Here is a 24,932-nt window from a genome sequence, read left to right on the forward strand (position 1 = left end):
TGCGGCGGAATTTGTTAGGCAGATAAACTAAGCAAAAATGCAGATAAAATGAAATCTATGCAGGTAAGCAAACCAATTCCGCAGGTAAGGAACTTATTTTGGCAGGTACAGGGTTTTTGATATAAAGAGGTAACTCAAAAACTGAACCTAATCCAGAAATAAAGCTTAATTTCGAGTGACATATCCATATATAGGAAAATAAAATACATGAGCCAGGCCACAGCCTGGCTTTTTAATTGGTGAGGTTTGCGGCGGAATTTGTTAGGCAGATAAACTAAGCAAAAATGCAGATAAAATGAAATCTATGCAGGTAAGCAAACCAAATCGGCAGGTAAGGACCTCATTTTGGCAGGTAGAAGGTTTTTCACAAAAATGGTAACTTAAAAAACGCAGCTAAATCTAGAAACCACGCTTATTTTCGCCCCAAATTATACATCTATACGAAAAAGCAAAACCTAAGCCAGGCTTAGGTTTTGCTTGCTGAATTTGTTAGGCAGATAAACAAAACAAAAATGCAGGTAAAATGAATTCTATGCAGGTAATCAAATGAAATTCGCAGGTAGAGAACAAAATCCCGCAGGTAAAATAATTTTCATCAAAAGCTCAATTACAATAAGCCCAAATGTAACCCCGCCAATACTCAGTTACAACACCCCGGAAAACAACCTAGCAAAAGACTCCTTCCATTTGACACCTAAGCCCCTCTTATAAAAGGCAACCGGTCTCACCCGCCTGCATTCTTTAAGGTCCTCTTCAAAATGACTCGCCAGGACATCAATACTGGAAGTGCCTGTTAGAAATAAATTTACCTCAAAATTCAAATGAAAGCTGCGCTGATCCATATTTGCGGTTCCAATCGTGGCCATGTTGCCATCAACAATGATGACCTTCTTATGTAAGAAGCCTTTTTGGTAGGTGTAAATTTCAATACCTGCACGAAGGAGGGTCGGAAAGTAGGATTGAGTGGCATATTGGGTTAGAAAACCATCATTGCTCTCAGGAACCATGAGCCGAACTTGAATTCCCTTTTTTGCTGCCACACGCAGCGCCGTCATAATGGTCTGGCTTGGAATAAAGTATGGTGTCGCAATCCAGATTGATTTTCTTGCACTTGAAATCATCGCATAAAAATGATCCCCCATGTCCCTTGTTTCCGGTCCACTCGCGACCACGTGGACGAGACCCTCACCCGCTAATGGCACCGGCTGAAGATAGCGGCGATCTTCAAACAACGCTTCTCCGCACACATATTTCCAATCCAATAAAAAAACGGCATGCAGTGTCTGGACAGCCTCACCTTCCAGCAAAACATGCGTATCACACCAAAAACCAAACTTGTCATCCTCGCCAAGGTATTCAACTCCCACATTCAATCCGCCGACAAATCCAATTTTTCCATCAATCACAATAATTTTTCGATGATTACGGAAATTAAACTTTTGCGTAAACCAACCGGAAATCAGCGGCAGAAAAGGGTGAACCTGAATCCCGGATTCCGCCATCTTCCTTTTATCCTGTTCGGAAAGGGCAAAACTGCCAAACGCGTCATAAATCAGCCTGACCTCCACCCCTTCCTTTACTTTAGCAGTCAAGATCTCCATCAGCTCCTGCCCGAGCCGATCATAACGAAAAATATAATACTCTAAATGAATAAATTCCTTCGCCTCTTTTAACCTCTGTTTCACCTCTTGAAAGGTTTCTTGCCCGTTTTTTAAAATTTTCGTCTTCGTATTCTGGCTTTGATTGGTTAACGTCACCCGTTCAAGATAGCTGACAAATCCTCTTTGATGTTCATTGAGCGTGATTGGCGCCTCATCGAGCTCCTTTTTTTTACCTATTGCCTCAAAGAACTCGCGGTCGCTTGCACGCTTACTTTTAAAAAGTTCCCCTTTAAATAGCATTTGCCCTGAATATATGTAGAAAATATAGCCTGCAACCGGCAACAATATTAACAGGCATGTCCATAAAAGCGTTCTCGGTACAGGACGATTCTGCAGCCATAGCTCTGCTACACTATATAAAATAATACCTATATACAAACTAATACCTATTACTTTCCACCAGATAGGGAATCTCGTAAAAAGAACCATCCAGGAGAAGAAAAACATCAACATGACAAAGAAGATTTCGATTCTTATTTTCATCCAGTTTCCCTCACAGTCTTTTTAAAAAGAAATACCCTTCCAGGCACCCTATCAAACATAAAAAGACGCCTGGCTAAGCTCAGGCGTCTACTTTTTTTCGATATATCTTTTCACTAGAATTAAATTCAATATATTTCATACCCTTTGGCATTCCTAGAATCGATTCTTTACTTCCCAGTCCAATGAATCCGCCTTCTGCCAAGCTGTCATAAAAAAGTCCATGCACCTGCTGCTGGAGGGTGCTGTCAAAATAAATCATGACATTGCGGCATAAAATCACATGAAATTCATTAAATGAGCTGTCACTCACCAAATTGTGCTGGGCAAACGTGAGGTTCTCGGTCAAGCTGGGTGAAAAATAAGCAAATTGATGGTCGGTAGAATAATACTCGGAAAACGCCATTTTTCCGCCCGCTTTTAAGTAATTTTTCGTATATTGCTGCATTTTTTTGAGCGGGAACGCACCCTTTTGCGCCGCCGTCAGCGCTTTTTCATTCATGTCTGTGGCGTAGATTTTCGTTTTCGCCGACAGACCCTCCTCCTGAAGCAGGATCGCCATAGAGTAAACTTCCTCACCCGTAGCGCAGCCCGCATGCCAAATCCTGATTTCAGGAAGCTCCCGCAGCAACGGGACCACCTCGTTACGAAAGACGGCAAAGAAACTAGGGTCACGATACATTTCCGTCATCCGGATGGAAAAATCATTTAGCAGCCGTTCCAAAACGCCGGGTTCGTGGAGCACTTTTTCCAATAAAGCTGTAATGGTTGGCAGCCTCTCCGCCTTCATCCGGTTTAAAATCCGTCTGCCAATCGAACCCCTGACATAGCCCCGGAAGTCATATCCATACATTTGATACAAGCCTTCCAGCAGTAATTTGATTTCTATTTCCTGAAGCTCATTTGGCTCTTGCAGATTGATATCTGTTACGATCTCTTTGGTTGTTTCGTTCAATCTTCATTCACCTGCTCGGTCAGCCATACCCGCATTAACGAGAATAACTGATTGATATTTAATGGTTTCATAATATAATCAGATGCGCCCGCTTCCATACACTTGTCTCGTTCACCTTTCATCGCCTTGGCCGTCAGCGCAATAATCGGCAGTTTTTCCATTTCCATATCTTGCCTGATGATTTTCATCGCCTCATAGCCGCCCATCACCGGCATCATGATGTCCATGAAAACAAGGTCAAAATCTGCTTCCTTACGTAAAAACTCAATCGCACTCTTACCATTATCCGCTACCTGAACCTTCACTCCCTTTTTCTCAAGGGCAGTTACAAGTGCATATACATTCCGGCGGTCATCTTCTACTAACAGCACTTTCTTTCCTTTAAACAACTGGTCATCAGATGTCTCCGCTTCTACTGCCTCGACTGATTCTGTTTCTTCATTGACCGGCTGTTGTTCCTCTGCCGCCTCACTCACACTTACCGCTGTCTCAGCAAGTGCCAATTGTTCTTCAAGCTGAAGAGGATATTCCCCGGACTCCAGACTGCAAGGAATATACAGAATAAACGTGCTTCCTTTTTCCGGCTCGCTTTCAACCGTAATCGCACCGCCAAGCAGACGGGTGAATTCACGGCAGATCGATAATCCTAAACCAGTGCCGCCATACTGTCGGTTGGTCGTACCATCCACCTGCTGAAATGCCCCGAAAATAATTTCCTGCTTCTCCTGAGCGATTCCAATTCCCGTATCCGTCACTGAGATGGACAGCACCTGTTCCTCCATATCAAGACCAGGCCAAAGTTTCTCCACCTTTTCTGGCGATGCAAGTCCAATATTTACTGTGACAGCACCGTGTTCCGTAAACTTAAAGGCATTAGATAACAAATTCTTCCAAATTTGCTGCAAGCGGTGGCCGTCTGTTGTAATCACAGAAGGTACATTTGCAGCGGTATGAACCTCAAAGGTTAAACCCTTTTTCGCTGCAACGGGGCCGAACATGTTCTTCATCATTTGCGGAATTTCCGTCACGTTCACTTCATCTGTTAAAATTTCTATTTTACCCGCTTCAATTTTGGATAAATCGAGGATATCATCAATTAACCGCAGCAAATCACTTCCAGCCGTGTAAACAACACTGGCAGATTCTTTTACTTCTGAACTGTCTATTTCGCCATCATGTTCCATCAGCATTTGTGAAAGAATTAAAATACTGTTTAATGGCGTACGCAGCTCATGTGACATATTTGCAAGGAAATCGGTTTTATACTGCGAGCTCATCTGCAGTTTCCGTGAGTAGTCCTCAAGCTCATCCTTTGCTTTTTTCAGTTCAAACGCTCGTTGTTCGGCGTATTGCTTTTGTTCTTCTAAATATTCATTGGTAATCCGCAGCTGTTCCTGCTGCATTTGCAACTCTTCCGATTGGGCTTGAAGTTCCTCAGACTGCGCCTGAAGTTCTTCGGTGAGTACCTGTGATTCCCCCAGCAGCCTTTCTACTTCCATCCGGCCGGCGACATTGGTAATCGCGGAACCGAACTTATCCTGAAGCAGATCCAATAATGTTAAATGCTGAGACAAAAACGGCTGAAGCGAAGCGAACTCCACCACTGCTTCTACCCGGCCATCCACTAAAATCGGGGCAACCAAAAGATTCGTTGGTGAAGATTGACCTAACCCCGATGTGACTTTAAAGTGTTCCTCTGGCAGCTTATCAATCAAGAAGATTCTTTTATCCAGTGCAGCCTGGCCAATTAAACCCTCTCCTATCCGGAAACTCGCCGCAGCACCTTCTTCTCCGGCAACCGCATAACCCGCCTCTTTCACGTAGCGAACTTCGCTTCCTTGATTCCTGCGCAGGTAAACAACACCGTAGACCCCGCCAAGCAAAGGAGTAAGCTTCGTGATAAACGCATGCGTCAATTCTGTTAAATCCGTCTTCCCCTGGTACATGGTCGAGATTTCTGCTACGCTTTTTTGAACCCAATTGTGTTTCTCAAGACTCCCGAGAAGTTCGTTCATCGCTTCTGCGAGTTCTTGGGTTTCATCATGAGTGCTGACCTCGATTCTAGTGGAAAGGTCTACCTCGGTCTCTCTTGAATCCGTTATACTATTAATCGTGCGAACAACCTGCCTAATGGTTTTGGCAATCGAATTCGCCAGGAAAACTGCCGTAGCTATTGTAATCAAGGTTACCACTATGATAAGGCCATACAACGAAATTCTTAAATTGTTATTGTCCTTATCCAGTTTCTCAACACGATAATTTGTCAGTTCCTTTTGATTTTCAAGAAAGGAATCAAAATGTGCGCGGAGCTCGTCGGTCATTTTTTTACCTTTGTTCTCTCTAAAAAACTTGTCTAATGCGCTTTGATTATTTACATTTTTCTGGTTAACAACAAATTCTGCAGACCCGGTAACCCAGTTATGGATCAGTGGTTTCATTTCTTCTAAATTCCGCTGCTGCCTCCCGTTATCTCCCAGCATGGAATGAAGTGTATTATAGTTATCGAGCCAGTTCTGTCTAGCTGTATTGTAAGGCTCAAGGTACTCCTCATTACCCGTAATCACGTACCCTCTCATGCCCGTTTCCATATCTAATACATTTTTTTGTATCTGATTTGCTAGGTTGTGCACTTCCATATCATGCTGTGTGATGAAATCGACCTCTTCCTGCATGGCTGACATCCGATTCATGACGATCAGCAGGGAGACCACTAAGCAAACCAAAATGAATATATAGCCTGCTATAATTTTCGTGTGAATGTTGAAATGAAATTCCTTCATTCTCTACTTTCCCCCTTTTGTAAAAAAATAACTAATTCTATCATATCGTTTCTCGCAATCTCACCCAATGGGAAATTTGTACCAACCTGCAGGGAAAACTCTCTCGCACAACCCAATCTCCTTCATGAATTTAATAGTTTCATAACAAGCAAACCGGGTATGTAATAAGTACACCACAAAATTGGAGGAGGTTTTTTTCATGGCAACATCCACAAAAACTAAATCAAAATCAAAAGAAAAATCATTAACTTTATCGGAGGCTCTAAACAGGCAGGTGGCGAACTTTTCGGTTCTTCATATGAAGCTGCACCATTTCCACTGGTATGTAAAAGGAGAAAATTTTTTCACGCTGCATCTTAAATTTGAAGAACTTTACAAGGAAGCTGCTCTGCATCTTGATACGATTGCGGAAAGAATGCTTGCACAAGGAGCATTACCGGTCGCAACTCTTGAAGAAATCCTTGATCTTACGACACTGAAAGAAGCAAAAGGTGATGAAAATGCGAAGCAAATGGTCCAAACACTGGCTGATGATTTTGACATGATTTGTACCGAGCTGACAGAGGGAATCTCACTGGCTGAAGAAAATGAAGATCAGCCTACGGAAGATCTACTCGTTCACATTCGTACCTCTTTAGAAAAACATAGATGGATGTTTGAAGCCTATCTGGCGGATTAATTTTCACAATAATGGGGTGTCAGTCACAGTGCTGACACCCCTTTTAATTCGTAGAAATTAAAACAAGACACATATCGTCTTTTGGTGGATTTATGAGCTCCCAGCCTGGCTGCAGTTGATGAAGCAGCGCAGCAGGGTCCCCTACATCAACCGTTTGTAAGGAGCGAATCAGCTTATCGGTCGCATCCTCGTACTTCTCCTCCAGCCATTCCGATAACCCATCGGTAAACAGCAGAAGCCGGGCAGAATCACGATATGTAATTACACCTTTGGTCACATCAATCTCCTCAAAAAAACCAAGCGCGCAGGAACCTTCTGTTAAGAGTTTCGCTTCCTGATCCACGATCCCAATCCCGGCTGGATGGCCAGCGTTGACGTATTCAATCGTTTGCTTTTCCGTATCAAGAACAAAGTAAATCGCCGTAAAATAATAGTTCATTAAACTATCAGGCGTATGCAGCTGAAGCATCCGCCTGTTCAATTCCTTCATAACCTTTTCCGGGTCCACAATTCCGGTAATCGTATCCTTTAACGCGGAATAAATGTACATCCCTACAAGTGAGGATGAAATCCCGTGGCCCATCATATCCAGCAGGATCACGCCGTACTTAGTGGGGCTTATCTGATACCAGGCGTAGAAATCACCAGCAAGCTCAAATGTTGGCCTGTAAACAGCTGAAATGTTAACATCCTTTTCCTGAAGGGGGGCGCTAAGCATACTTCGCTGCACCTGCCTGGCTAAGTCCAGTTCATATTGAATGCGTCTGTCCCGTTCCTTCCGCAAATCTTTTTCCTGCTTTAACCTAAGGACGGAACGAATCCTTGCTAGAAGTTCGACTTTATTAATCGGTTTCATCACATAATCGAGGGCTCCGGCATCCATTGCTTCCGCCATTTTGTTAGAATCGCCCATCGCCGTAACAAAAATAATCGGCAAATCGGAGAAGCGCTCATTGGCCAGTACTGTCCGGCAAGCTTCCATCCCATCAATTTCTGGCATCATCAAATCCATTAGGATGAGGTCAACCGGGACTTCTCCAGGATTAAGTGAATCAAGCTGTAAATATTGATATAACTCTCCGGCAGATGAAAGCAAAAGCAGATTATTATAATTTGCTTTCCTGAGAATTTTCTCGACAATCATTAGATTTGTTTTATTATCATCTACGATGACAATCTTCATTGGCATTTGGGTTTCCCCCTTTTGCAAAAGATGAGCCTGCCCCCTCTAATAGGGTGACAGGCACCAACTAGTTTAGTCTGTCCTGATAGGTATTACCGGCAAGTGCCTTTCGCAGTTTTTCTATTGCTTTTTTTTGCAGCCGGGATACATGCATTTGCGAAATTCCCAGAGATTCTCCCACTTCGCGCTGGCTTTTGTTATCGATAAACGTCCACTGTATAATTTGCTTCTCCCTATTGTCCAATACATGAAGGGCACTCTCCACCAACAGCTGCTGGTCGACTTTTTCATACCCTTTATCTTCTGACCCGATTACATCTAACGGTGTAACCCCGCTCCCGTCAGAACCGGTCTCAATCGTTTGGTCCACGGAGGCTGTTTGATACCCTTTTCCTAATTCCATCGTCTCCAGCACTTCTTCTTCAGAAATCCCTAAATACTCAGCGATCTCATGGATTTTCGGTGAGCGTTGATAGCGGTTAGTCAGCTCGTCTACAGCTCCATTTAACTTTGGCCATGTTTCTTTAATTCGTCGTGGTACATGAACATCCCACGTCTTATCTCTTAAAAATCGTTTAATTTCACCAACCACCATCGGAACTAGGTAGGCTTCAAACGGATTCCCGGTATTAGGGTCAAACCGTCTAATGCTGGATAATAATCCAATCATCCCTACCTGCATGATATCTTCATGCAAATTTCTTCCTTTGGAATATTTTCTCGCTATGCTGCCGATCAAATTAGTGTATTGTTCAACTAACTGGAGCTGGGCACTCTCGCTTTCATTCTCCTGAAAGTCTCGAATCAATGCATAGGTTTCTTCCTTAGTTCGTTTCACGGTCTGAGGTGGCTTTGTCATGATTTTCACGCTCCTCGCCTAGATACTTCACCATGAAGACCGTTACTCCGGAACGATTCAACACACGGACTTCATCCATGAGCGTTTCGATCAGATAGAGACCTAACCCTCCCTCTGTTAGTTGATCGACTGTACTTGACTCTGTATAAGGACCAAGTTCTTCTTTTTTCTTTAAAAAATTAAAACTCTGACCGCTGTCAGCAACCATCGTTTCTAGCTTATCTTCATAAATGCCAAAGCCGACGATGACTTCTCCGTCCTCGTCTTCCGGATAGGCATGCTGTATCGCGTTTGTGCAAGCTTCACTAACAGCAATTTTAATATCTTCAATCTCCTCATATGTATAACCCATGCGGCTCGCTATTCCTGAAAGCGTTAATCGAATGACACCAACATACTCCGGTTTGGCAGGAATCTTCATTTCAACATAATCCATCACGTTTTTCATCGTCCTCCGTCCTCTGAAATATCCATAATTTTATCCAATCCTGTCAGTTCAAACAGACGCACTAATCGGCTCGATAATTCTACTAACTTTAGTTCTCCCTCATTTTTGTTCAGCTGCTTGAACAATCCAACAAATACCCCTAATCCGGTACTATCCATATAGGAAACTTCCTTTAGATTAACCGTTAGGATTTTTCCAGTGCCTTCTGAAAGCGGCAATAGCTCCTCACGAAGTTTTGGTGCTGTATAGGCATCGATTTCTCCGGCAACCGACACGAATATTTCCTTCTCATTCTGATGTTCCTCGACCTTTATTTTCATCCCAATCATCACCTCTGAAATATTTACTGTTTATATACCCTATTAAAAAAAAGTTAAACCTATTTTTTAAAAAAATATTTTTCTAGCATTATACTAAAATTTAGAGGAGTTACGAATAGATAGAACCTCCTAGTCATTTTATCCCACACGAAAGAGGCTTGCACGAATCCGTGCAAGCCTCGTCTATATAGTAAAGGCAGTGTATGGCGGGTTAAGAATCAGTAACGATTTTGATTGTTACTTTTATTTTTCGATTCCCCGTTCGATTCTCCACTTCTTTGTTGAAATTCAGCATTCTTGGAAATCGAATCACCATATCTTTGCCTGTCATTCTCTGGTTGGACATTTTCACCGCGTAAACTGGTTGGGTCGCCGCCCCTTTGCCCCTGCTGACGTGAAAGCTCTCTTATATCTTCCACAATTTCTTCGCCAGGCAGCTCTTGCATGATAGAAGGATCTTCACCATCATTATATCCTGTTAGACGTTTTTCATTAATTCCGTAACTTTTGTTTTCATCCTTACGTCTTAATGAATCCATTGCCGTGTTACCAACATAATTTTTAGCCATGATCGTTTCCTCCTTATAAATTTCTAGATTGCTGTTTTTCATCCCTATCGGTTTTACTGAACATGCAACCACATACTTCAACCACCCTCTTTCTATTAATCTCGAGATCAGGTTAAGCGGTTACTTAACCATGCTAGTGTTATACCCCGCTCAACAACTATCAAACCTTTTCTAGCGAAAAAACGAACCTTTCTTTTTCCCTTTTAATAGATCTCCTGTCCAGCCCTTTGTTTTTATGTATCCATAAAGCAGTGCTGTCGACAAAATAATGGAAATGATAGAAATAAGGTAACCGTACTTCCACTCGAGCTCCGGCATATGTTTAAAATTCATCCCCCATAGGGCCCCAAATGCCATAATGGGAGTGAAAATGGTGGTTAGAACTGTTAGGGTTTTCATTATTTCATTTCCGCGATGAGAGGATATGACCTCTTCTAAATGAATCACCGAGTCTATCTCCTGCTCATACTCCCGCAGCAGCACCATCGCCCGTTCAATTCGTTTGCATGTACGGATAAAGATTTCCCCGTTGTTAACGTTTGGAAAATTAGTTTCCTCTATCGCCATTTTCAGTTCCTGGATGGGAATTAATAGATTATTACAAACTAATAGCTCATGGCGTTGCTGAAAAATATGTTCTAGAATCCGCATGTTATTCTGTTTTTTCACACCCCACATTAACTTTTGGAGTGACACCTCAAACTGGTCAATCTCGACCAGTATGTCATTCACCAGTTCTCCTAGTAAAAACAAAAAGCCATCTACTGCATTTTCCGTCTTATTTAGCTGCCGCAGCATTACGTCTGGTTCTAATTGTTTAAAAGAGGTAAACTCTAAATCGACCGTAAATAAGGTATTACTCGTTATATAGAAATGAAAAATTTGCCGGTCTTCTTCCGCATCGACATTTTGTCGATAAATTAGAGATCCATTCACGACCCTTTCCTCATCTATAAAGCCATGCACTTTCACGCAATTGTTGTTATTTTTTCGAACATTCGCTAACCAGCCTGATAGCATGGTCTCCTGGTCCCATACTGCATGCAATTCATTCTTATTCAATTGAACCCATTTCCACTGATCAAAATTCATATTACTCTCCATCGACTGCCTCCTCCCTTATCAGTTGATTACCCTAAAAGGAATCATACAAACGTAAAAAAATGTTTAATAGACTGATGAAACGGGTATTTACAAAACAAGTTCAAATTCAAGGAGGTTTTAATGATGAAAAAAGGCTTTGGTATGGGCTCACTAGTAGCGGTAGGAATTGGCGCATCGGCAGCGGTATGGCTTTCAAATAAACCAAATCGCATTAAAGCCGAAAGTATGTTACGAGACTGGAAAAACAAGGTAGCACCGAATGTCTATGCGAAATCAGATCAGCTTCCGATTGATAAGGGCGGAAATCCGCACCCGAAGGATTTTCCTGATAATGATATGGTCAGCGAGGGAGCACAGTATGCCGTTCAATTTTATAACGAGAAAATTCAATAATAGAGCAGCGGTTGGGTTCCTAGGAACCCAGCCTTTTTTCATATTCAAAAAAATGTCTTCCTTTCCCCCGAAAAGAAGACATTTTTTATCCTATGACGATGAGTTTCCATGCATGCTTATCAGTTCATCTACGGTCTGAATCCGCTTATCGCCTCTTATATCGTTCTCAGGAGTGGAAAAAGACTGATCCTCCGGAATACTACTCACTGTCTCATTCTCTTGCTCCTTTTGCGCTTCTACCGTTCGTTTGGCATATGGCAGGGCTTTAAGTCTCTCATAAGGAATCCTTTCTCCTGTATCGACACAAACTCCATAGGTTCCTGTCTTAATCCGCTCCAAAGCCTCATTTACTTCTTCGAGAAGATTGTTTGCTGTTTCATGCAAAACCCTTTGTTTTTCCCGTTCTTCCAATTGTGTTGCCGTATCGGCCAAATGATTATCATAGCTAGTTAATTCTCCGTCATCCTCTAACGCTAAAGGCTGATTGGCTTCTAGCATTTGAATGGTTTCTTCTTTCATCTTTAATAACCTTTTCTCAAAATAATTCATCTCTTCTTTTGATAACATTTAGTTTTCCTCCCTTACGTCTTTCCTTTTATTTACCCTTTCATGTATGAACATGAAACTTTGTATCCACATCCAGTTAAAAAATGGCATCATTGTATTGCTTCGTTTCATCATTGTTTTCTCCCTTGATAATTTTTTCCTCTATTGATTTCTCTTTTCTCAGCTTCCATAACCGATAGGTATGATGGGCAATTACCTTAAGAACCGCATACACGGGAACCGCTATGATTAACCCGAGAATCCCGCCCATACGTCCTGCTGCAAGTAACAAGGATATAATCGTGAGCGGATGGATCTCTAACTTTCTCCCCATCACCTGAGGTGAAATAATATGTCCTTCAATCTGTTGGACGACAATCATCACCATTAGGACTTTTACCACCATCATCGGTGAATCGATTGACGCAATAATCACGGCAGGAATCACCGCAAGGATCGGGCCGATAAACGGGATGACATTGGTAAACATTGAAAAAATTGCAACAAGAAGGGAGTAGTCAAGGTCAATAAGCAAATAACCGATAAAAAGCATGACACCTATACAAAAACTAACAAGAATTTGGCCTTGGATATAAGAACTAAGCGCTTCATCTAAATCTGCCAGAATCTTTCGTCCATTTTTCTGCTGCTGGGATGGCAATAAACGAAGAATCTGCTGTGGCGCCTTTTCTCCTTCTTTTAACATGTAATAGAGAATAAACGGAACCGTTGCCAAGACAGTTACAATACTTGCAAGTACCCCAATAATATTCATAAAATTGGTTCCAATCGCAGCAAGACTGGAGGAAACTGACTCTGTAATCGCATCGGAAGCTTTTTCTATATCCACACTGTCATTTTCCTGTAAATGATTGATCCATTGTTGCAGTTCAGTCAATTTGTCCGATATGGCCTCAATAAGATGGGGCGTACTATCAGCAAAACTTTTCATTTGCTCTTTCAGAACAGGTCCTCCAAGAGAGATTAATGATGTAATCAAAAGACCGAATACTACATAGATCAGCAGGATAGAAAGTGTTCTAGGAATATTTTTTAACTGAAGATAATTTACCAGCGGGCGAAACAGGTAATAAAGCACACCGGCAAACAAAAAAGGAAAAAACAGTGTTTGGACAAGTAAAAAGATAGGCTGGAAAATAAAATCAATTTTCATCGCTATAAAAATAAGTAAAAAAATAAGCAAAAGACCGTAACCAAATCGAAATGCCTTTGTTGTCAGCATTTTTCTCACCTCCTAATAGCAAAATCATTTATGATTAAATACCCGTTCTTCCATAAAGCTAATCCACCATTTTGCTGATATACAAAAAGACATGCGGAGCACCGCACGTCTATTGACTTACTTCCATTCCATTAGGAAGAGTTTATTTTTTAACATACGAAGGTGTAATGTTCAATTTGCTGAGGATATTTTTCACTTTCATTCTGTTCGTTTCAGAGGCTAACCACTTTGCGACCGAAACTCCCATTCCTAAAACCGTCAAAAATCCTTTCATCGATACAATTCGTTTCATATCAAGTCCTCCTTTACATCCGATTTAAAGAAAAGAAGCTTGTACAAATTGCACAAGCTTCTTTTATACCAGTCATCCTGATATCATGAATACGATTAGTCGTTATCACGTTGGTTACTCCGTGATTCTCCACCCTTGCGCCCAATCTCTTGATAGAATTCTTTATCGTGGTTTTCGGAAGTTGCCTCTCCACCTTTACGGCCAATCTCTTGATAGAATTCTTTATCATGGTTGTCAGAGGTTGCCTCTCCACCCTTGCGGCCAATTTCTTGATAGAACTCTTTATCGTGGCTTTCGGCGGTTGCCTCTCCACCCTTGCGACCAATTTCTTGATAGAACTCTTTATCGTGGTTTTCAGAGGTTGCCTCTCCACCCTTGCGGCCAATCTCTTGATAAAACTCTTTATCGTGGTTATTTGAGGTTGCCTCTCCACCTTTGCGTCCTGCTTCTTCTCTGCTCATTGTTTCATTATTCCTAGCCATTTCTACGTCCTCCTTTAGATTTTTTTGTCTTCAGTCAGATTCGTACATTCGACTTCCTTCAATCGGGTTAACTTGTAACCCATGCTTATGTAGTACCACCAACTCTCCTTTTTAAAACTCCTTTTTCTCGGTTTAATCATTTTGAAATACTCGTAATCTACTCGTATATTTTTTAAAAAGATTATAAGGTTTAGGACTACGTATATCGGGGTATTTAATTAGAATATTTCACACGAACAGTAAAAGCAGGGGTAAGAGGGTTGGCGCGCTTCAGCACCAGCCAATTTTTTGATTCCGGGGTGAAAAAATGAATTTATTCTTTCTACTCATTTATTTCCTGATTATTATGGCCGTCATTGAAATTTTTGTGATTCTTTTTCGGCTGACGGACCTGAAATTGGAGGTTTCGCGGTTTCAGGTCATTTCCTTGATGACAGGTACAGGTTTTACGACGGGAGAGTCTGAGCTGATTTTAGGCCACCCGATTCGGAGGAAACTAGCTACTTTTCTAATCCTATTCGGGGCCTTCTCACTTGCTGTAATCATTTCATCAATTAGTACGATTTTATCTGAGGACCTTCGCACGAAGGATATTTTCTATGCAGCAGGCGGAGTGGTGCTAGTCTTTGCTATTTTAAAGCTGAAGAGTGTACAAACCAAGTTATCCAAGTTATTTAAACAAGAAATGAAGCAGAATATTGAACTTGGAGATCTCCCTATGAGAGATATTTTTATGTCAGAAGAACAAGACCATCTGCTCAATCTTCATATCTATAAAGAATCTTCTCTCTTTCTTAAACAGATTAGTCAGGTGATCCAGAATTATGAAGACTTAGAATTTGTTGTATTGTTTATCAAAAGAGGAGAATTAAAACTTAGAAAAAATATCTATCACACAAAAATACACGAGGGCGATCAGATTCTATTATTCGGAGAAGAAGACGTCATTTTCAAACTATTTAAAGATGACATTAAAATTATGGAGGAAAAGCTTAAAAATGCCCAGCATACGCCGGTCAGCGAGTACCAATCATCACAATAAGGGCCGTACTAAAATCCGACTCATCCATTACGACATAAAAAGGCACACGTTACATTAAAATGACGTGTGCCTTACGTTTTTTTCCACTGCTTAGCTAACAATTTTTTTCACATCTAGATACAAAATATGGTGACCAACAGCTTCACGGACTTTGAACAAGTATCCATCGAATTTAGCCTCTGTCCCAATCTCCACGTCAAAGTTTTGTGTAAGAAACCAGCCGCCGATTGTATCAATTCTATCACCGGTTATGTTTGTACCTAGTAGACTGTTAACATCCTCAATTAACACTTTTCCATCCAGTAAATAATGGCCTTCCTTCACCTTTTGAATCTTTGCTACTTCATCGGTATCAAATTCGTCTCTTACTTCACCGACAATTTCTTCAATAATATCTTCTACGGTCACTAATCCTGAGGTACCCCCGTATTCATCGACAAGAATCGCCATTTGACTGCGTTCTTTTTGCATTCTCACCAATAAGTCATGAATGGGGATGGTTTCAATTGCTTTAATCACAGGTTTAATAAAGGGTCTCAGACTCATGGCTTCTGTATGATTTTTATTCATTATTTGGGCGGTAATTAACGCTTTAACATTAAGAATCCCTATAATATTGTCTTTGTCACCCTCAATGACAGGGTAACGAGAATAATTTTCTGTTCTTACCCGGCTTACAACCACATCAAGGGTATCATTAATCGATAGCGAACTCATCTCTGTCCGCGGAACCATGATTTCTTTTGCCACTCTTTCATCAAATTCAAAAATATTGTTCACATAATTTAATTCATTTTGATTGATTTCACCTTTCCTAAAGCTTTCCGACAAAAGCAAACGAAGCTCTTCTTCGGAATGAGCTAATTCTTGCTCCGATTCAGGCTTTAAGCCAAAGATTCCGACCAAGAGCCTGGCAGATCCATTTAATGCCCAAATAAATGGCCGCATTACTTTGGTGAATCCGATAATCGGAGCAGCAAACATAAGTGCTACCTCCTCGGCCTTATGAATGGCGACTGTTTTGGGTGCTAACTCCCCGACTACCACATGCAGAAATGTAACCGAGGCAAAGGCAATGATAAAAGAGATCAGATGCGATAGCGATTGATTCAGATTTATCGCCGAAAACAAGGGATGAATTAATTTTTGCACAGTAGGTTCTCCCAGCCACCCGAGTCCGAGAGCCGTAACCGTTATTCCCAATTGACAGGCTGAAAGGTATTCATCTAAATGGTTTACTACCCTTTTAGCGGACACTGCCCCCTTTTTCCCTTCTGCAATCAATTGATCGATTCTCGATGGACGTACTTTCACAATCGCAAATTCTACCGCTACAAAAAATCCCGTGAGCGCGATTAAAAGAGCGATTAATAATAGATTAATAATCGTCATTGAGCAGCCTTCCTCCCTTCTTATTAAAAGGCTGTGTTAAACTGGGCTGTTGATTTACGCTACAGGCGCGAGCGGTTCGCGGGCTCGCCCGTGAGCCTCCTCGGTCGTCCCGACCTGCGGGGTCTCACTCAGCTCGTTCATCCCGCAGGAGTCGAGCGCCTTTCGCTCCAATCAACAGGTTCTAAAATCAACAGTGTCCTTTTAACACAGCCTATAAAAATAACAATCCGAAATCTCATAGATCCGGATTGTTATTTTTTCGTTTAGCTTCAACGAATCTTTTATTCTATTATTTTGTTATCGATTTTATCGTCCAGTTTACGCAGATATTTGGATGCAAAGTCCTTTCCTCCGAGACCGAATGCCAGCCCAAACGCTAATGCTAATCCTCCTAATAGAAGAATAAAGGCAGCATTGACGATGGAATGTGCTACACCCAGCTGATCCAATGCCATAAAGATGGAAATCGAGAAAATAGCATATTTCGCAACCGCTGCAAGCGTTCTAGAATAGCTGTTCTTAAGAATATTCTGCAGGATACGCTCTACAAGGTTCCCTAGGTATAAACCAATTCCTAAAATAATAAGAGCGGCAAATAACATCGGTAAATACGAAATCACCGCGGTACCAAGAACAACAAGGAACTCCAATTGGACGATTTGCAATGCTTCGACTGCAAATAATAAAATGACGACAATTTTTGCTAACAATCCGATAATTTGAGAGAGTGTATACGTTGATTGCTCAGGTTTAAGTGAACCCACACCCATTTGGGTAAAGATATTATCAACCTTTAAACGCCACAGCATTTGCGCAACGACCTTTTCCACCCATTTTCCAAGCCAAATCCCAACTAAAATCAGAATCACGGCCACGGCAATGTTCGGGATTAACCCTACAACATCATGAAGCATAGCAATTGCTGGATCAGAAATGCCTTTTAGTTCAAGTTTTTCTAAGGCTGTAATGATTGTAGGTATTAAGATTAAAATAAACGCGATGTTGCCGATAATGCTTGAAAGACTTATGTTATCACTTGTTTTTACCATTCCTAAACGCTGGCCAAGTTTTTCTGTACCGATGCTGCTTAGGAAGTTTGTTAGAATATCTCGGACTATTTTTGCAATCAGCCAGCCAACAAACACAATAAGAGCGGCCGCAACTAGTTTAGGGATGAAAGCAAGCAGATTTGACAGCGTATCTGCAAATGGTTCTGAAACTCCTTCAATCTGTAACGCTCCTAATACACCCGGCAAGAATAGTAATAGAACAAAATAGAATAGTGCCTTTGCAATACCGTTTACCTTGTTTACCGCTTCACTTTGACTTACCGCCATTTTCCACTGTACTAGGCGGCGTTCTAAATGGAGCATTGCCGCACCCTTTTTAAACAGCATACGAAGCAGCGATGCAACACCCCAGGCAAAAAGTAAAATAAGGGCAGCTTTTAAAACGTTTGGAATCGCCGCTGTAATCATCGTCAGCATTTCTACGAGCGGTGTCGCAATAAAGCTTAAGTTAAGCATATTAAAGAAGATAATCCAGACGACAACCAGTAAGATGTAATATACTATTTTTCCGATAATGACTTCGGAAGAATATTTTTTGGTGCCAATGTTTGAAAATAACTTATCATCAAGTTTTGTTCTCTTTAAAAGGGCCTCCACGCTTTTACCAATGCTTTTGGCAATCAGCCAGCCAACCAATAAGACTAAAAGGGCAAATAATAGGTTGGGAAGCTGATAAAAGTACGAGGTCCATCCTGTCATCATTTCATTTAGATTCATTCTACCTATCTCCTTTTCTATCGTTTAATAGATAAGAAAAAGAAGATACTCTTCCCTTTCTTATCTCCTCAGCATTTAGTTTGTTTCTGGGTTTTTATTTTCTGCCTCATCTTTGTGGGATCCGTCACTTACACCGTTATCCTGGTCCACTCCATCTCCACAGCCTGTCAGCGCACCAAATGTTAATGCAAAAATCATTCCTGTCATCATCAATTTCTTTTTCCAAATTTTATTCATCGTTGTTTCCTCCTTTAATTTGTCTAGTATGCTTTTACCCTTTTAGTAAGTGACCTAAACAATAAATGTACATTTTTCTATTACCTCAAGTTTTTTTAAAAAAAGACATTTAATAGAAAGAAAATGGTTTTGCTGCATTTTTCTGGTGAAAAGAGTTTCAGATTTTTCTTATTGGGAATATAAAAAGGGCATAACCAAACACGACGAAAGGAGCTGTAAGTATGAAGAAAAGTTTACTAGTTGGTGGATTGGCTGTTTCTCTTACTCTTGCCGGATTAACTGGCTGCGGTGACGGGGTCGATCAAGATAACGGGGCCAGTGATGGTCAACAGAAAGACGTAATAGATAAAGACACGAAGCAAAATGCCAAAGATGCTGTAAATAAAGTAGAAACAGAATTAAAAGAAGCACAACAGGATATAGAAAAAAAGGTTGAGGATAACGGTGTTAATGATGGTGTTAACCAATAATTTTTTATAAAAATTAAGGAGGCTTATTAAAATGAATAAAGACAAAATGAATGGATTTGTAGATACAGTTAAAGGGAAAGCCAAAGAAGAATGGGGTAGATTGACGGATGATCGCTCAACAAAAAATGAAGGCAAAGTTGACCAGGCGAAAGGGAGATTGCAGGAAGAGGTTGGCAGAGTAAAGGATAAAATAACAAAAAACTATTAAGCTGTGAATCTCTCGGAACCAATAATAGAAAAGGGGAGGAACCCGAAAATGGACAAGGTTGAAAAGAATGTTGTAGGAGTTTATGAAACCGAACAGGAAGCCATTATTGCGATTGAGAAACTTGTTAAAGAAGGATATGATAAACAGGATATCTGTGTTATTGGTAAAGACATCAAAAATGTGAATTATATTGCCGATGAGACAGGGACCGTTGCGGAAGAAACCGCTGCCACGGGTGCATTAGCCGGCGGAACACTCGGAGGCTTAACTGGTTTACTCGTAGGAGTAGGTGCGCTGGCCATCCCCGGTGTTGGTCCAATCATCGCCGCGGGGCCCATCGCTTCAAGTTTAATTGGAGCCGTTGCAGGTGCCGGCTTAGGTGGATTAACCGGCGCACTCATTGCGATCGGAATTCCAGACGATGAAGCCGAATATTACGGAAACTCCGTTAAAGAAGGTAAAATTTTAGTTTTAACGAAAAATAGATTGAATCATCCTCTTGAGGACCAGAATACCTTAGCACAGGCAAACAATAGCTCAATGGCACAGGATTGGGATGAATTGAAGAGGCTTGGCAATGAAATGAATAATGGTGAAACGAAGGAAGATTTAGAGGAAAGAGAGAAAGTTCGTGATCCCTTACAATAATAGCTATTAAAAAAACGGTCCCCTAAAAGGACCGTTTTGCATGTAATGAAGAGGTCCCCATGCCTCTTCTTTTACCTATATGGTTACCCCTATATTTGACCTAGACCGGTTCCTTCCCCCAAAGTTACCGATCTATTGTAGAAAGTCTGCGAAGTGGTTAAAGTTTTCGTTCACGAAGTCGATGGCGATGTCTGGGAAAATTCCAAACAGTATCGACGCAGCGACGGTAACGATTAAGACAACCACAATTCCAAATGGAATGTTTGAAAACTTGCTGTCATCCGCTGCCGGGCGGAAAAACATTTGTGTCATAATACCGAAATAGTAGAAGTAAGACACTACCGTTGTGGCAATCATAACAGACGCCAAAACATAATGCGGTTCCTGTACCATAAAGGCACCGATAAAGATGTTCATCTTCCCAATGAAGCCTGCCGTTCCTGGGAAGCCAGCCAGCGCGATTAATAAAATTCCCATCGCAACAGCCAGTATCGGCGAACGTCGATATAATCCCGCAAAATCAGCAATTCTTGTAGAACCAGTCTTTGCTTCAATCAACTGGATGATCGCAAAAGCCCCAAGGTTCATGAACAAGTAAGCTAACAAATAGAACCAAACGGTATAAAAGAAGTTCGAACTCAATGACGTAAACGCCACCAGCACATATCCGGCATGCGCAATACTTGAGTACGCAAACATTCTTTTAATATTGCTTTGTTTCAGAGCAACAACGTTTCCGATGATCATCGTAGCTCCGGCAATAACGGCGATATAATCCTGCATGTTATAAAGAATTGGTATGGAGCCCGGACCTTTTGTAGCGGCTACACCGAACATAGAAATTAAAATCCTTGCCACAATGACAAAGCCAGCTGTTTTCGAAACAACGCTTAAAAAAGCCGTAACCGGTGTTGGTGCACCCTGATACACGTCCGGCGCCCACATATGGAACGGAGCTGCCGCCAATTTAAAGCCTAATCCAACGAAAATCATTAAGAATGCCAATCCTAGCAAGTACGCATGCTGCGCATCAGCTAAAGCCTGAAGTGTTCTAGCGATGGCTAACAGGTTGGTTGTGCCAGTTAGACCGTATACATAGCTCATACCGAACAAAGTAATTGCAGTAGCAATCGATCCGTTGATGACATATTTCATTGCCGACTCGTTTGACTGCAAATTCGTTTTGCGAATACCAGCTAAAACATAAGAAGAAATCGACAGCAACTCTAAACCGATAAATAACGTGATTAAGTCACCAGAGGATGTCATAATCATTCCACCGAGTAACCCGGTTAAAAATAAATAGTAAAATTCTCCGCGATATTCATCCATCCCCTCATCACCCTTGTAGGAGACAGCTAAAAATAATACAAGCGCTGCGCCTGCTAGCAGTAGGAGTTTGAATGCTTTCCCAAAAGAATCAAGACGGAAGGTATCATCTAAAATCGAATCAGGCGCTGCACCAAGCAGTCCGACGACAGAAACCATCGCGGCAAAAATGGCTGCAATTCCGATCCAACCGAGGATTCGGCGATCTTGATTTTTCGGCATAAATAAATCGATTACTGTAAGAAGCGCTGCTACACCAACGATGATGAACTCTGGTGTCATGATGCTCCAGTTAAATGATGTTAATTCCTCAAGACTCATCCTGACGTCACCCTCCTAACCCTAGCATAATCGTTTCAAGTGTGGCTTGAAGCGGTGAGCTTAGAACGCTTGGTACTACTCCGATTAAAACGATTAAAGCAATGAGCACGATAACCGGCACAAATTCGACGCCCTTCAAATCAAGAACCCCGGTAAAGTCACGGTGTGATTGGCCGTACGTAATACCGAGCACGGCACGTAATAAATAAACAGCGGTCATAATAATCCCGATACATCCGACCGCGGCAATCCACGGCATTTCTTCAAATAATCCTAAGAACGCCATAAATTCGCTGACGAATCCGGACATCCCAGGTAATCCAAGTGAAGCCATCGCACCTGCAAGCAAGAAGCCTGAAGCGATCGGCATTCCCTTTGCCATTCCGCCAAGGTTTTCCATTAGAGACGTGTCTGTACGCTCATAGAAAGCACCGACTAAGAAGAATAATAGTGCTGAGATCAAACCGTGTGAAACCACTTGGAAAATTGCCCCTTGCACACCCGCTTCATTCAATGCTGCTAACCCGATTAACACGATTCCCATGTGAGAAATCGAAGAGTAAGCCAAAACCATTTTAAAGTCTGTTTGAATGAACGCCAGGAACGCTCCGTAGAGAAGATTTACGACTCCAAGGACGGCCAAAAGTACTGCAAGTGTTTCAAACTGCTCCGGAAAAATGCCCATTCCGAAACGAATTAAACCGTACGCACCGATTTTCAATAGAATACCAGAGTGAATCATAACAAGCGAAGGCGGCGCCTGTACGTGGACCCGAAGCATCCAGCTGTGTAACGGGAAGATTGGCAGCTTAACGCCAAACGCGACTAAGAGCGCAATCAATAAGCCTAATTTTAATCCGCTAGTCATTGGTACGTTCGGATCACTCACAATCTTTGTGAGCATATCAATATTGGTGGTTCCTGTTTTTGAAAATAGAATCATAATCACAATTAACAGCACGGCTGAGCCTAAACCGTTATAGATTAAGAAACTGTATGCAGCTTTTTCTTTTTCAAAATAGCCCCATTTTCCGATTAAGAAGAAGGTTGGGATTAAGGTAATTTCAAAGAATAAGAAAAATAGAATTAAGTTTTCAGCTGTAAAAACTCCAAGCATGCCGATTTCTAATAGCAGGAATAACATGAAGTAGCCTTTCCATTCGTGTTTCACATAAATGGAGGCAATTGCTGCCAGTGTTGCGACTACCGCTGTTAGAACAACTAAAAGCATCGTGAAGCCATCAACACCAAGTTCATAGTTTACTTTCCAGAATCCCGCTTCGGCACCTTGCAGGCCTCCGAAGGTAATCCAATCCTTTGCAACATCAAAGTCGCTCAAACTTTTGCCAGCTAGGTAGTGAAGGTAAAGACCGAATGCAACTCCCAGAGCCGGAAGTGTCGCTAAGAAACCGACGAGTTTAATGCTCTTTTCTTCTGTTTTCGGCATGAACGCTAAAACGATAATTCCGAGTAACGGGGAGAATACTAATATTGATAGAACGAAAGAAAGATCCATTTTTATAAGTACCCCCCTGTTAACACGAAGATGACCGCAAGCAGTGCCAAGCCTACAAAAGCAAACGCTGCATAGGTTTGCGTTTGACCGCTTTGAAGCTTCGATCCCGCTGCTCCAAGCCCTTGAACAATCCCAGCTACGCCCTTCATGATTCCTTCAACAAGGAATACATCGATGAAGCGTAAGAAGTAACTGATACCCTTTGTGACGGCCACTACTGACATTTGATAGAATTCGTCAATGTAATATTTGTTCAGCAAAATGCTGTGAAGCGTATCTCCGCTGCCAGACAGCCAGTTGCGTGAGACTGAACGCTTGTAGTAAATAAGGTAAGCAAGGTAGATACCTGCTAAGGAAACGACTGTTGCCGCAATCATAATCCAAATTGGACCTTCAATATGGCTGTGTCCCAGTGCTTCGTTTCCATCGACGAGCCATGCACCCAGGTTATGATTAAATGGTGTTTGCACGTAACCAGAGATAACCGCTAAAACACCTAGAACAATCATTGGCAATGTCATAATTGATGGTGATTCGTGTACATTTTTCATTGGTGTCCGTGATTCTCCGGTGAAAACCATGAAGAACAAACGGAACATATAAAATGCGGTCATAAATGCCGCTGCAAGCGCTAGTAAGAATAGGACTGGATGTCCGCCTTCCCAGGCTGCAATTAAGATTTCATCTTTACTGAAGAATCCTGAAAATAATGGTACACCGCTGATCGCGAGTGTTCCGATTAAGAATAGCGGTGCGGTAAACTTTAGCTTTTTCCAAAGACCGCCCATTTCTTCGATGTTCTGTGTGTGTACCGCATGAATGACGCTTCCCGCTGCTAAGAAGAGCAATGCCTTGAAGAAAGCATGTGTCATCAAGTGGAATACACCCGCAACATAGCCTGCAGAGCCGAGCGCAAGCATCATATATCCAAGCTGGCTGACTGTTGAGTATGCTAGAACGCGTTTAATATCTGTTTGTACAAGACCAATGCTGGCCGCAAAGATGGCTGTAAACGCACCAATGACCGCCACAGTTAACAATGCTGTTTCACTCGCTGCAAACAGCGGGAACAGTGAAGCAACTAAGTAAACACCGGCAGCAACCATTGTCGCCGCGTGGATTAAGGCCGAAACTGGTGTCGGACCTTCCATCGCGTCCGGAAGCCATGTGTGTAATGGGAACTGACCTGATTTACCAACAGCACCGATGAAGATGAGGATCGCTATTAATGTAATCATGGTGGTGGAGACAGCGCCAGCTTCGACTGCGTCGAATATCTCACTGTACTCAAAGCTTTTTGTTTCCCAAAATAATAAAATCATCCCGATTAAGAGACCAACGTCTCCGATACGAGTCATAATGAATGCTTTTTTTGCCGCAGCCTTCGCTTCTTCTTTGTAGAAGTAGAATCCGATTAAGAGGAAGGAACCGACTCCGACGAGCTCCCAGAAAATATATGTTTGCAGCAGGTTTGGCGAGATGACAAGCCCGAGCATTGCAAACGTAAATAGTCCTAAATAGGCATAGAATACTGGAAACCGCTCATCCCCGTCCATATATCCCTTTGAATATGTATGTACCAGGAAGCTGACGAGCGAGACAATTACTAGCATTAATGCATTCAATTGATTCACTTCAAAGCCCGCTGTTAAAGAAATATCTCCTATCCTGAGCCACTCCGTTGAAGTTTTATACGTTGGTTCACTGAAACGCTCGAACAACACCAACAACGAATACACAAGCGACGCCAATGTAAGCAGAATCCCTACGAACGCACTCGCACCCTTCAGCCGCTTACCAAATAGAAGAAGAATCAAAAACGATAATAGCGGGAAAAGCGGTATGATCCATGCATTTTCCATCATCATCACAATCCCCTTTTTAAAAATGGTGCCTGTCACCGCTCGTGGACACTGTCCACCGAGGATGTACACCAAATATTACCAATTTGTCCACCTGAGACGGACAGTGTCTTTCTGCGGTGACAG

25 protein-coding genes are annotated in these 24,932 nt (G+C 41.9%); 6 read left to right on the forward strand and 19 right to left on the reverse strand.

Translation table 11 applies throughout. The features are described from left to right. Positions 1-644: 644 nt before the first annotated feature. The 3 genes from cls to QNH29_RS29040 all read right to left on the reverse strand — a co-directional run bounded on the left by cls (position 645) and on the right by QNH29_RS29040 (position 5,876). Positions 645-2,144, reverse strand: a complete 1,500-nt coding sequence (gene cls / locus QNH29_RS29030; RefSeq protein WP_283862697.1) for a cardiolipin synthase — start codon at positions 2,142-2,144, stop codon at positions 645-647. 79 nt (positions 2,145-2,223) lie between these two features. Further along, on the reverse strand, positions 2,224-3,096 hold the full coding sequence (locus QNH29_RS29035; RefSeq protein WP_283862698.1) for a CheR family methyltransferase: 873 nt from the start codon (positions 3,094-3,096) through the stop codon (positions 2,224-2,226). Next, positions 3,093-5,876: a CHASE3 domain-containing protein gene (locus QNH29_RS29040; RefSeq protein ID WP_283862699.1), complete on the reverse strand. Its 2,784-nt coding sequence runs from the start codon at positions 5,874-5,876 to the stop codon at positions 3,093-3,095. The genes QNH29_RS29035 and QNH29_RS29040 overlap by 4 nt, the downstream gene beginning before the upstream one ends. A gap of 199 nt (positions 5,877-6,075) precedes the next feature. On the opposite strand from QNH29_RS29040, the gene QNH29_RS29045 reads away from it, so the two are divergent. Further along, the gene (locus tag QNH29_RS29045) at positions 6,076-6,555 is read left to right on the forward strand and encodes a Dps family protein (RefSeq protein WP_283862700.1); all 480 of its coding nucleotides are present in this window, start codon (positions 6,076-6,078) and stop codon (positions 6,553-6,555) included. Positions 6,556-6,598: 43 nt separating this feature from the next. Here QNH29_RS29045 and QNH29_RS29050 read toward each other — a convergent pair whose 3' ends face one another. From QNH29_RS29050 to QNH29_RS29075, 6 genes are all read right to left on the reverse strand, one after another. Then, positions 6,599-7,738, reverse strand: coding sequence for a PP2C family protein-serine/threonine phosphatase (locus tag QNH29_RS29050; RefSeq protein ID WP_481858851.1), 1,140 nt, complete (start codon positions 7,736-7,738; stop codon positions 6,599-6,601). 67 nt (positions 7,739-7,805) lie between these two features. Next, positions 7,806-8,597, reverse strand: coding sequence for an RNA polymerase sigma factor SigB (gene sigB, locus QNH29_RS29055; RefSeq protein ID WP_283862702.1), 792 nt, complete (start codon positions 8,595-8,597; stop codon positions 7,806-7,808). Further along, a complete protein-coding gene (gene rsbW / locus QNH29_RS29060) occupies positions 8,563-9,045 on the reverse strand; it encodes an anti-sigma B factor RsbW (RefSeq protein WP_283862703.1) in 483 nt (160 codons plus the stop codon). Before rsbW ends, sigB begins: the two co-directional genes overlap by 35 nt. After that, positions 9,042-9,365: an anti-sigma factor antagonist gene (locus tag QNH29_RS29065; RefSeq protein WP_283862704.1), complete on the reverse strand. Its 324-nt coding sequence runs from the start codon at positions 9,363-9,365 to the stop codon at positions 9,042-9,044. The genes rsbW and QNH29_RS29065 overlap by 4 nt, the downstream gene beginning before the upstream one ends. Before the next feature lie 218 nt (positions 9,366-9,583). Beyond that, on the reverse strand, positions 9,584-9,934 hold the full coding sequence (locus QNH29_RS29070) for a hypothetical protein (RefSeq protein WP_283862705.1): 351 nt from the start codon (positions 9,932-9,934) through the stop codon (positions 9,584-9,586). A 171-nt stretch (positions 9,935-10,105) separates the two neighbouring features. Then, on the reverse strand, positions 10,106-11,038 hold the full coding sequence (locus QNH29_RS29075) for a magnesium transporter CorA family protein (protein ID WP_283862706.1): 933 nt from the start codon (positions 11,036-11,038) through the stop codon (positions 10,106-10,108). Positions 11,039-11,158: 120 nt separating this feature from the next. On the opposite strand from QNH29_RS29075, the gene QNH29_RS29080 reads away from it, so the two are divergent. Then, positions 11,159-11,431 (forward strand): hypothetical protein, encoded by a 273-nt coding sequence (locus QNH29_RS29080; RefSeq protein ID WP_283862707.1) that lies wholly within the window; start codon positions 11,159-11,161, stop codon positions 11,429-11,431. Positions 11,432-11,521: 90 nt separating this feature from the next. Here the strand turns inward: QNH29_RS29080 and QNH29_RS29085 are convergent, their stop codons facing one another. The 4 genes from QNH29_RS29085 to gsiB form a co-directional block, all read right to left on the reverse strand. Then, positions 11,522-11,998, reverse strand: a complete 477-nt coding sequence (locus QNH29_RS29085) for a TraR/DksA C4-type zinc finger protein (RefSeq protein ID WP_283862708.1) — start codon at positions 11,996-11,998, stop codon at positions 11,522-11,524. Positions 11,999-12,074: 76 nt separating this feature from the next. Next, positions 12,075-13,220 carry an AI-2E family transporter gene (locus QNH29_RS29090; protein ID WP_283862709.1) on the reverse strand — a complete coding sequence of 382 codons (1,146 nt, stop codon included), beginning with the start codon at positions 13,218-13,220 and terminating at the stop codon, positions 12,075-12,077. A 142-nt stretch (positions 13,221-13,362) separates the two neighbouring features. Beyond that, the gene (locus QNH29_RS29095) at positions 13,363-13,512 is read right to left on the reverse strand and encodes a hypothetical protein (protein WP_283862710.1); all 150 of its coding nucleotides are present in this window, start codon (positions 13,510-13,512) and stop codon (positions 13,363-13,365) included. 95 nt (positions 13,513-13,607) lie between these two features. Further along, on the reverse strand, positions 13,608-13,994 hold the full coding sequence (gene gsiB, locus QNH29_RS29100) for a glucose starvation-inducible protein GsiB (RefSeq protein ID WP_283862711.1): 387 nt from the start codon (positions 13,992-13,994) through the stop codon (positions 13,608-13,610). Between the two features lie 307 nt (positions 13,995-14,301). Here gsiB and QNH29_RS29105 point away from each other — a divergent pair, with 307 nt between their 5' ends. After that, a complete protein-coding gene (locus QNH29_RS29105) occupies positions 14,302-15,036 on the forward strand; it encodes a hypothetical protein (RefSeq protein ID WP_283862712.1) in 735 nt (244 codons plus the stop codon). 90 nt (positions 15,037-15,126) lie between these two features. Here QNH29_RS29105 and QNH29_RS29110 read toward each other — a convergent pair whose 3' ends face one another. The 3 genes from QNH29_RS29110 to QNH29_RS29120 all read right to left on the reverse strand — a co-directional run bounded on the left by QNH29_RS29110 (position 15,127) and on the right by QNH29_RS29120 (position 18,452). After that, on the reverse strand, positions 15,127-16,428 hold the full coding sequence (locus QNH29_RS29110; RefSeq protein WP_283862713.1) for a hemolysin family protein: 1,302 nt from the start codon (positions 16,426-16,428) through the stop codon (positions 15,127-15,129). A 281-nt stretch (positions 16,429-16,709) separates the two neighbouring features. Then, complete coding sequence (locus tag QNH29_RS29115; protein ID WP_283862714.1) at positions 16,710-18,215, reverse strand: mechanosensitive ion channel; 1,506 nt, start codon at positions 18,213-18,215, stop codon at positions 16,710-16,712. Between the two features lie 75 nt (positions 18,216-18,290). Beyond that, the gene (locus QNH29_RS29120; protein WP_283862715.1) at positions 18,291-18,452 is read right to left on the reverse strand and encodes a hypothetical protein; all 162 of its coding nucleotides are present in this window, start codon (positions 18,450-18,452) and stop codon (positions 18,291-18,293) included. Positions 18,453-18,673: 221 nt separating this feature from the next. Here QNH29_RS29120 and QNH29_RS29125 point away from each other — a divergent pair, with 221 nt between their 5' ends. The 3 genes from QNH29_RS29125 to QNH29_RS29135 are packed head-to-tail and all read left to right on the forward strand — an operon-like array spanning position 18,674 to position 19,778. Then, entirely contained in the window at positions 18,674-18,922 is a 249-nt protein-coding gene (locus tag QNH29_RS29125; protein ID WP_283862716.1) for a hypothetical protein, read from the forward strand. A gap of 31 nt (positions 18,923-18,953) precedes the next feature. Beyond that, positions 18,954-19,130, forward strand: a complete 177-nt coding sequence (locus QNH29_RS29130) for a CsbD family protein (RefSeq protein WP_283862717.1) — start codon at positions 18,954-18,956, stop codon at positions 19,128-19,130. A 48-nt stretch (positions 19,131-19,178) separates the two neighbouring features. After that, positions 19,179-19,778, forward strand: a complete 600-nt coding sequence (locus tag QNH29_RS29135) for a general stress protein (RefSeq protein WP_283862718.1) — start codon at positions 19,179-19,181, stop codon at positions 19,776-19,778. A gap of 132 nt (positions 19,779-19,910) precedes the next feature. Here QNH29_RS29135 and nuoN read toward each other — a convergent pair whose 3' ends face one another. From nuoN to nuoL, 3 genes are read right to left on the reverse strand one after another with little or no spacing between them, the layout of a single operon-like run. Further along, positions 19,911-21,428, reverse strand: coding sequence for an NADH-quinone oxidoreductase subunit NuoN (gene nuoN / locus QNH29_RS29140; protein ID WP_283862719.1), 1,518 nt, complete (start codon positions 21,426-21,428; stop codon positions 19,911-19,913). Positions 21,429-21,435: 7 nt separating this feature from the next. Beyond that, positions 21,436-22,944, reverse strand: coding sequence for a complex I subunit 4 family protein (locus tag QNH29_RS29145; RefSeq protein ID WP_283862720.1), 1,509 nt, complete (start codon positions 22,942-22,944; stop codon positions 21,436-21,438). A 2-nt stretch (positions 22,945-22,946) separates the two neighbouring features. Continuing rightward, the gene (nuoL, locus tag QNH29_RS29150; protein ID WP_283865779.1) at positions 22,947-24,809 is read right to left on the reverse strand and encodes an NADH-quinone oxidoreductase subunit L; all 1,863 of its coding nucleotides are present in this window, start codon (positions 24,807-24,809) and stop codon (positions 22,947-22,949) included. Positions 24,810-24,932 lie beyond the last annotated feature (123 nt).

Origin of the sequence: Neobacillus sp. DY30 (assembly GCF_030123065.1) — a bacterium.
Lineage (GTDB): Bacteria > Bacillota > Bacilli > Bacillales > Cytobacillaceae > Neobacillus.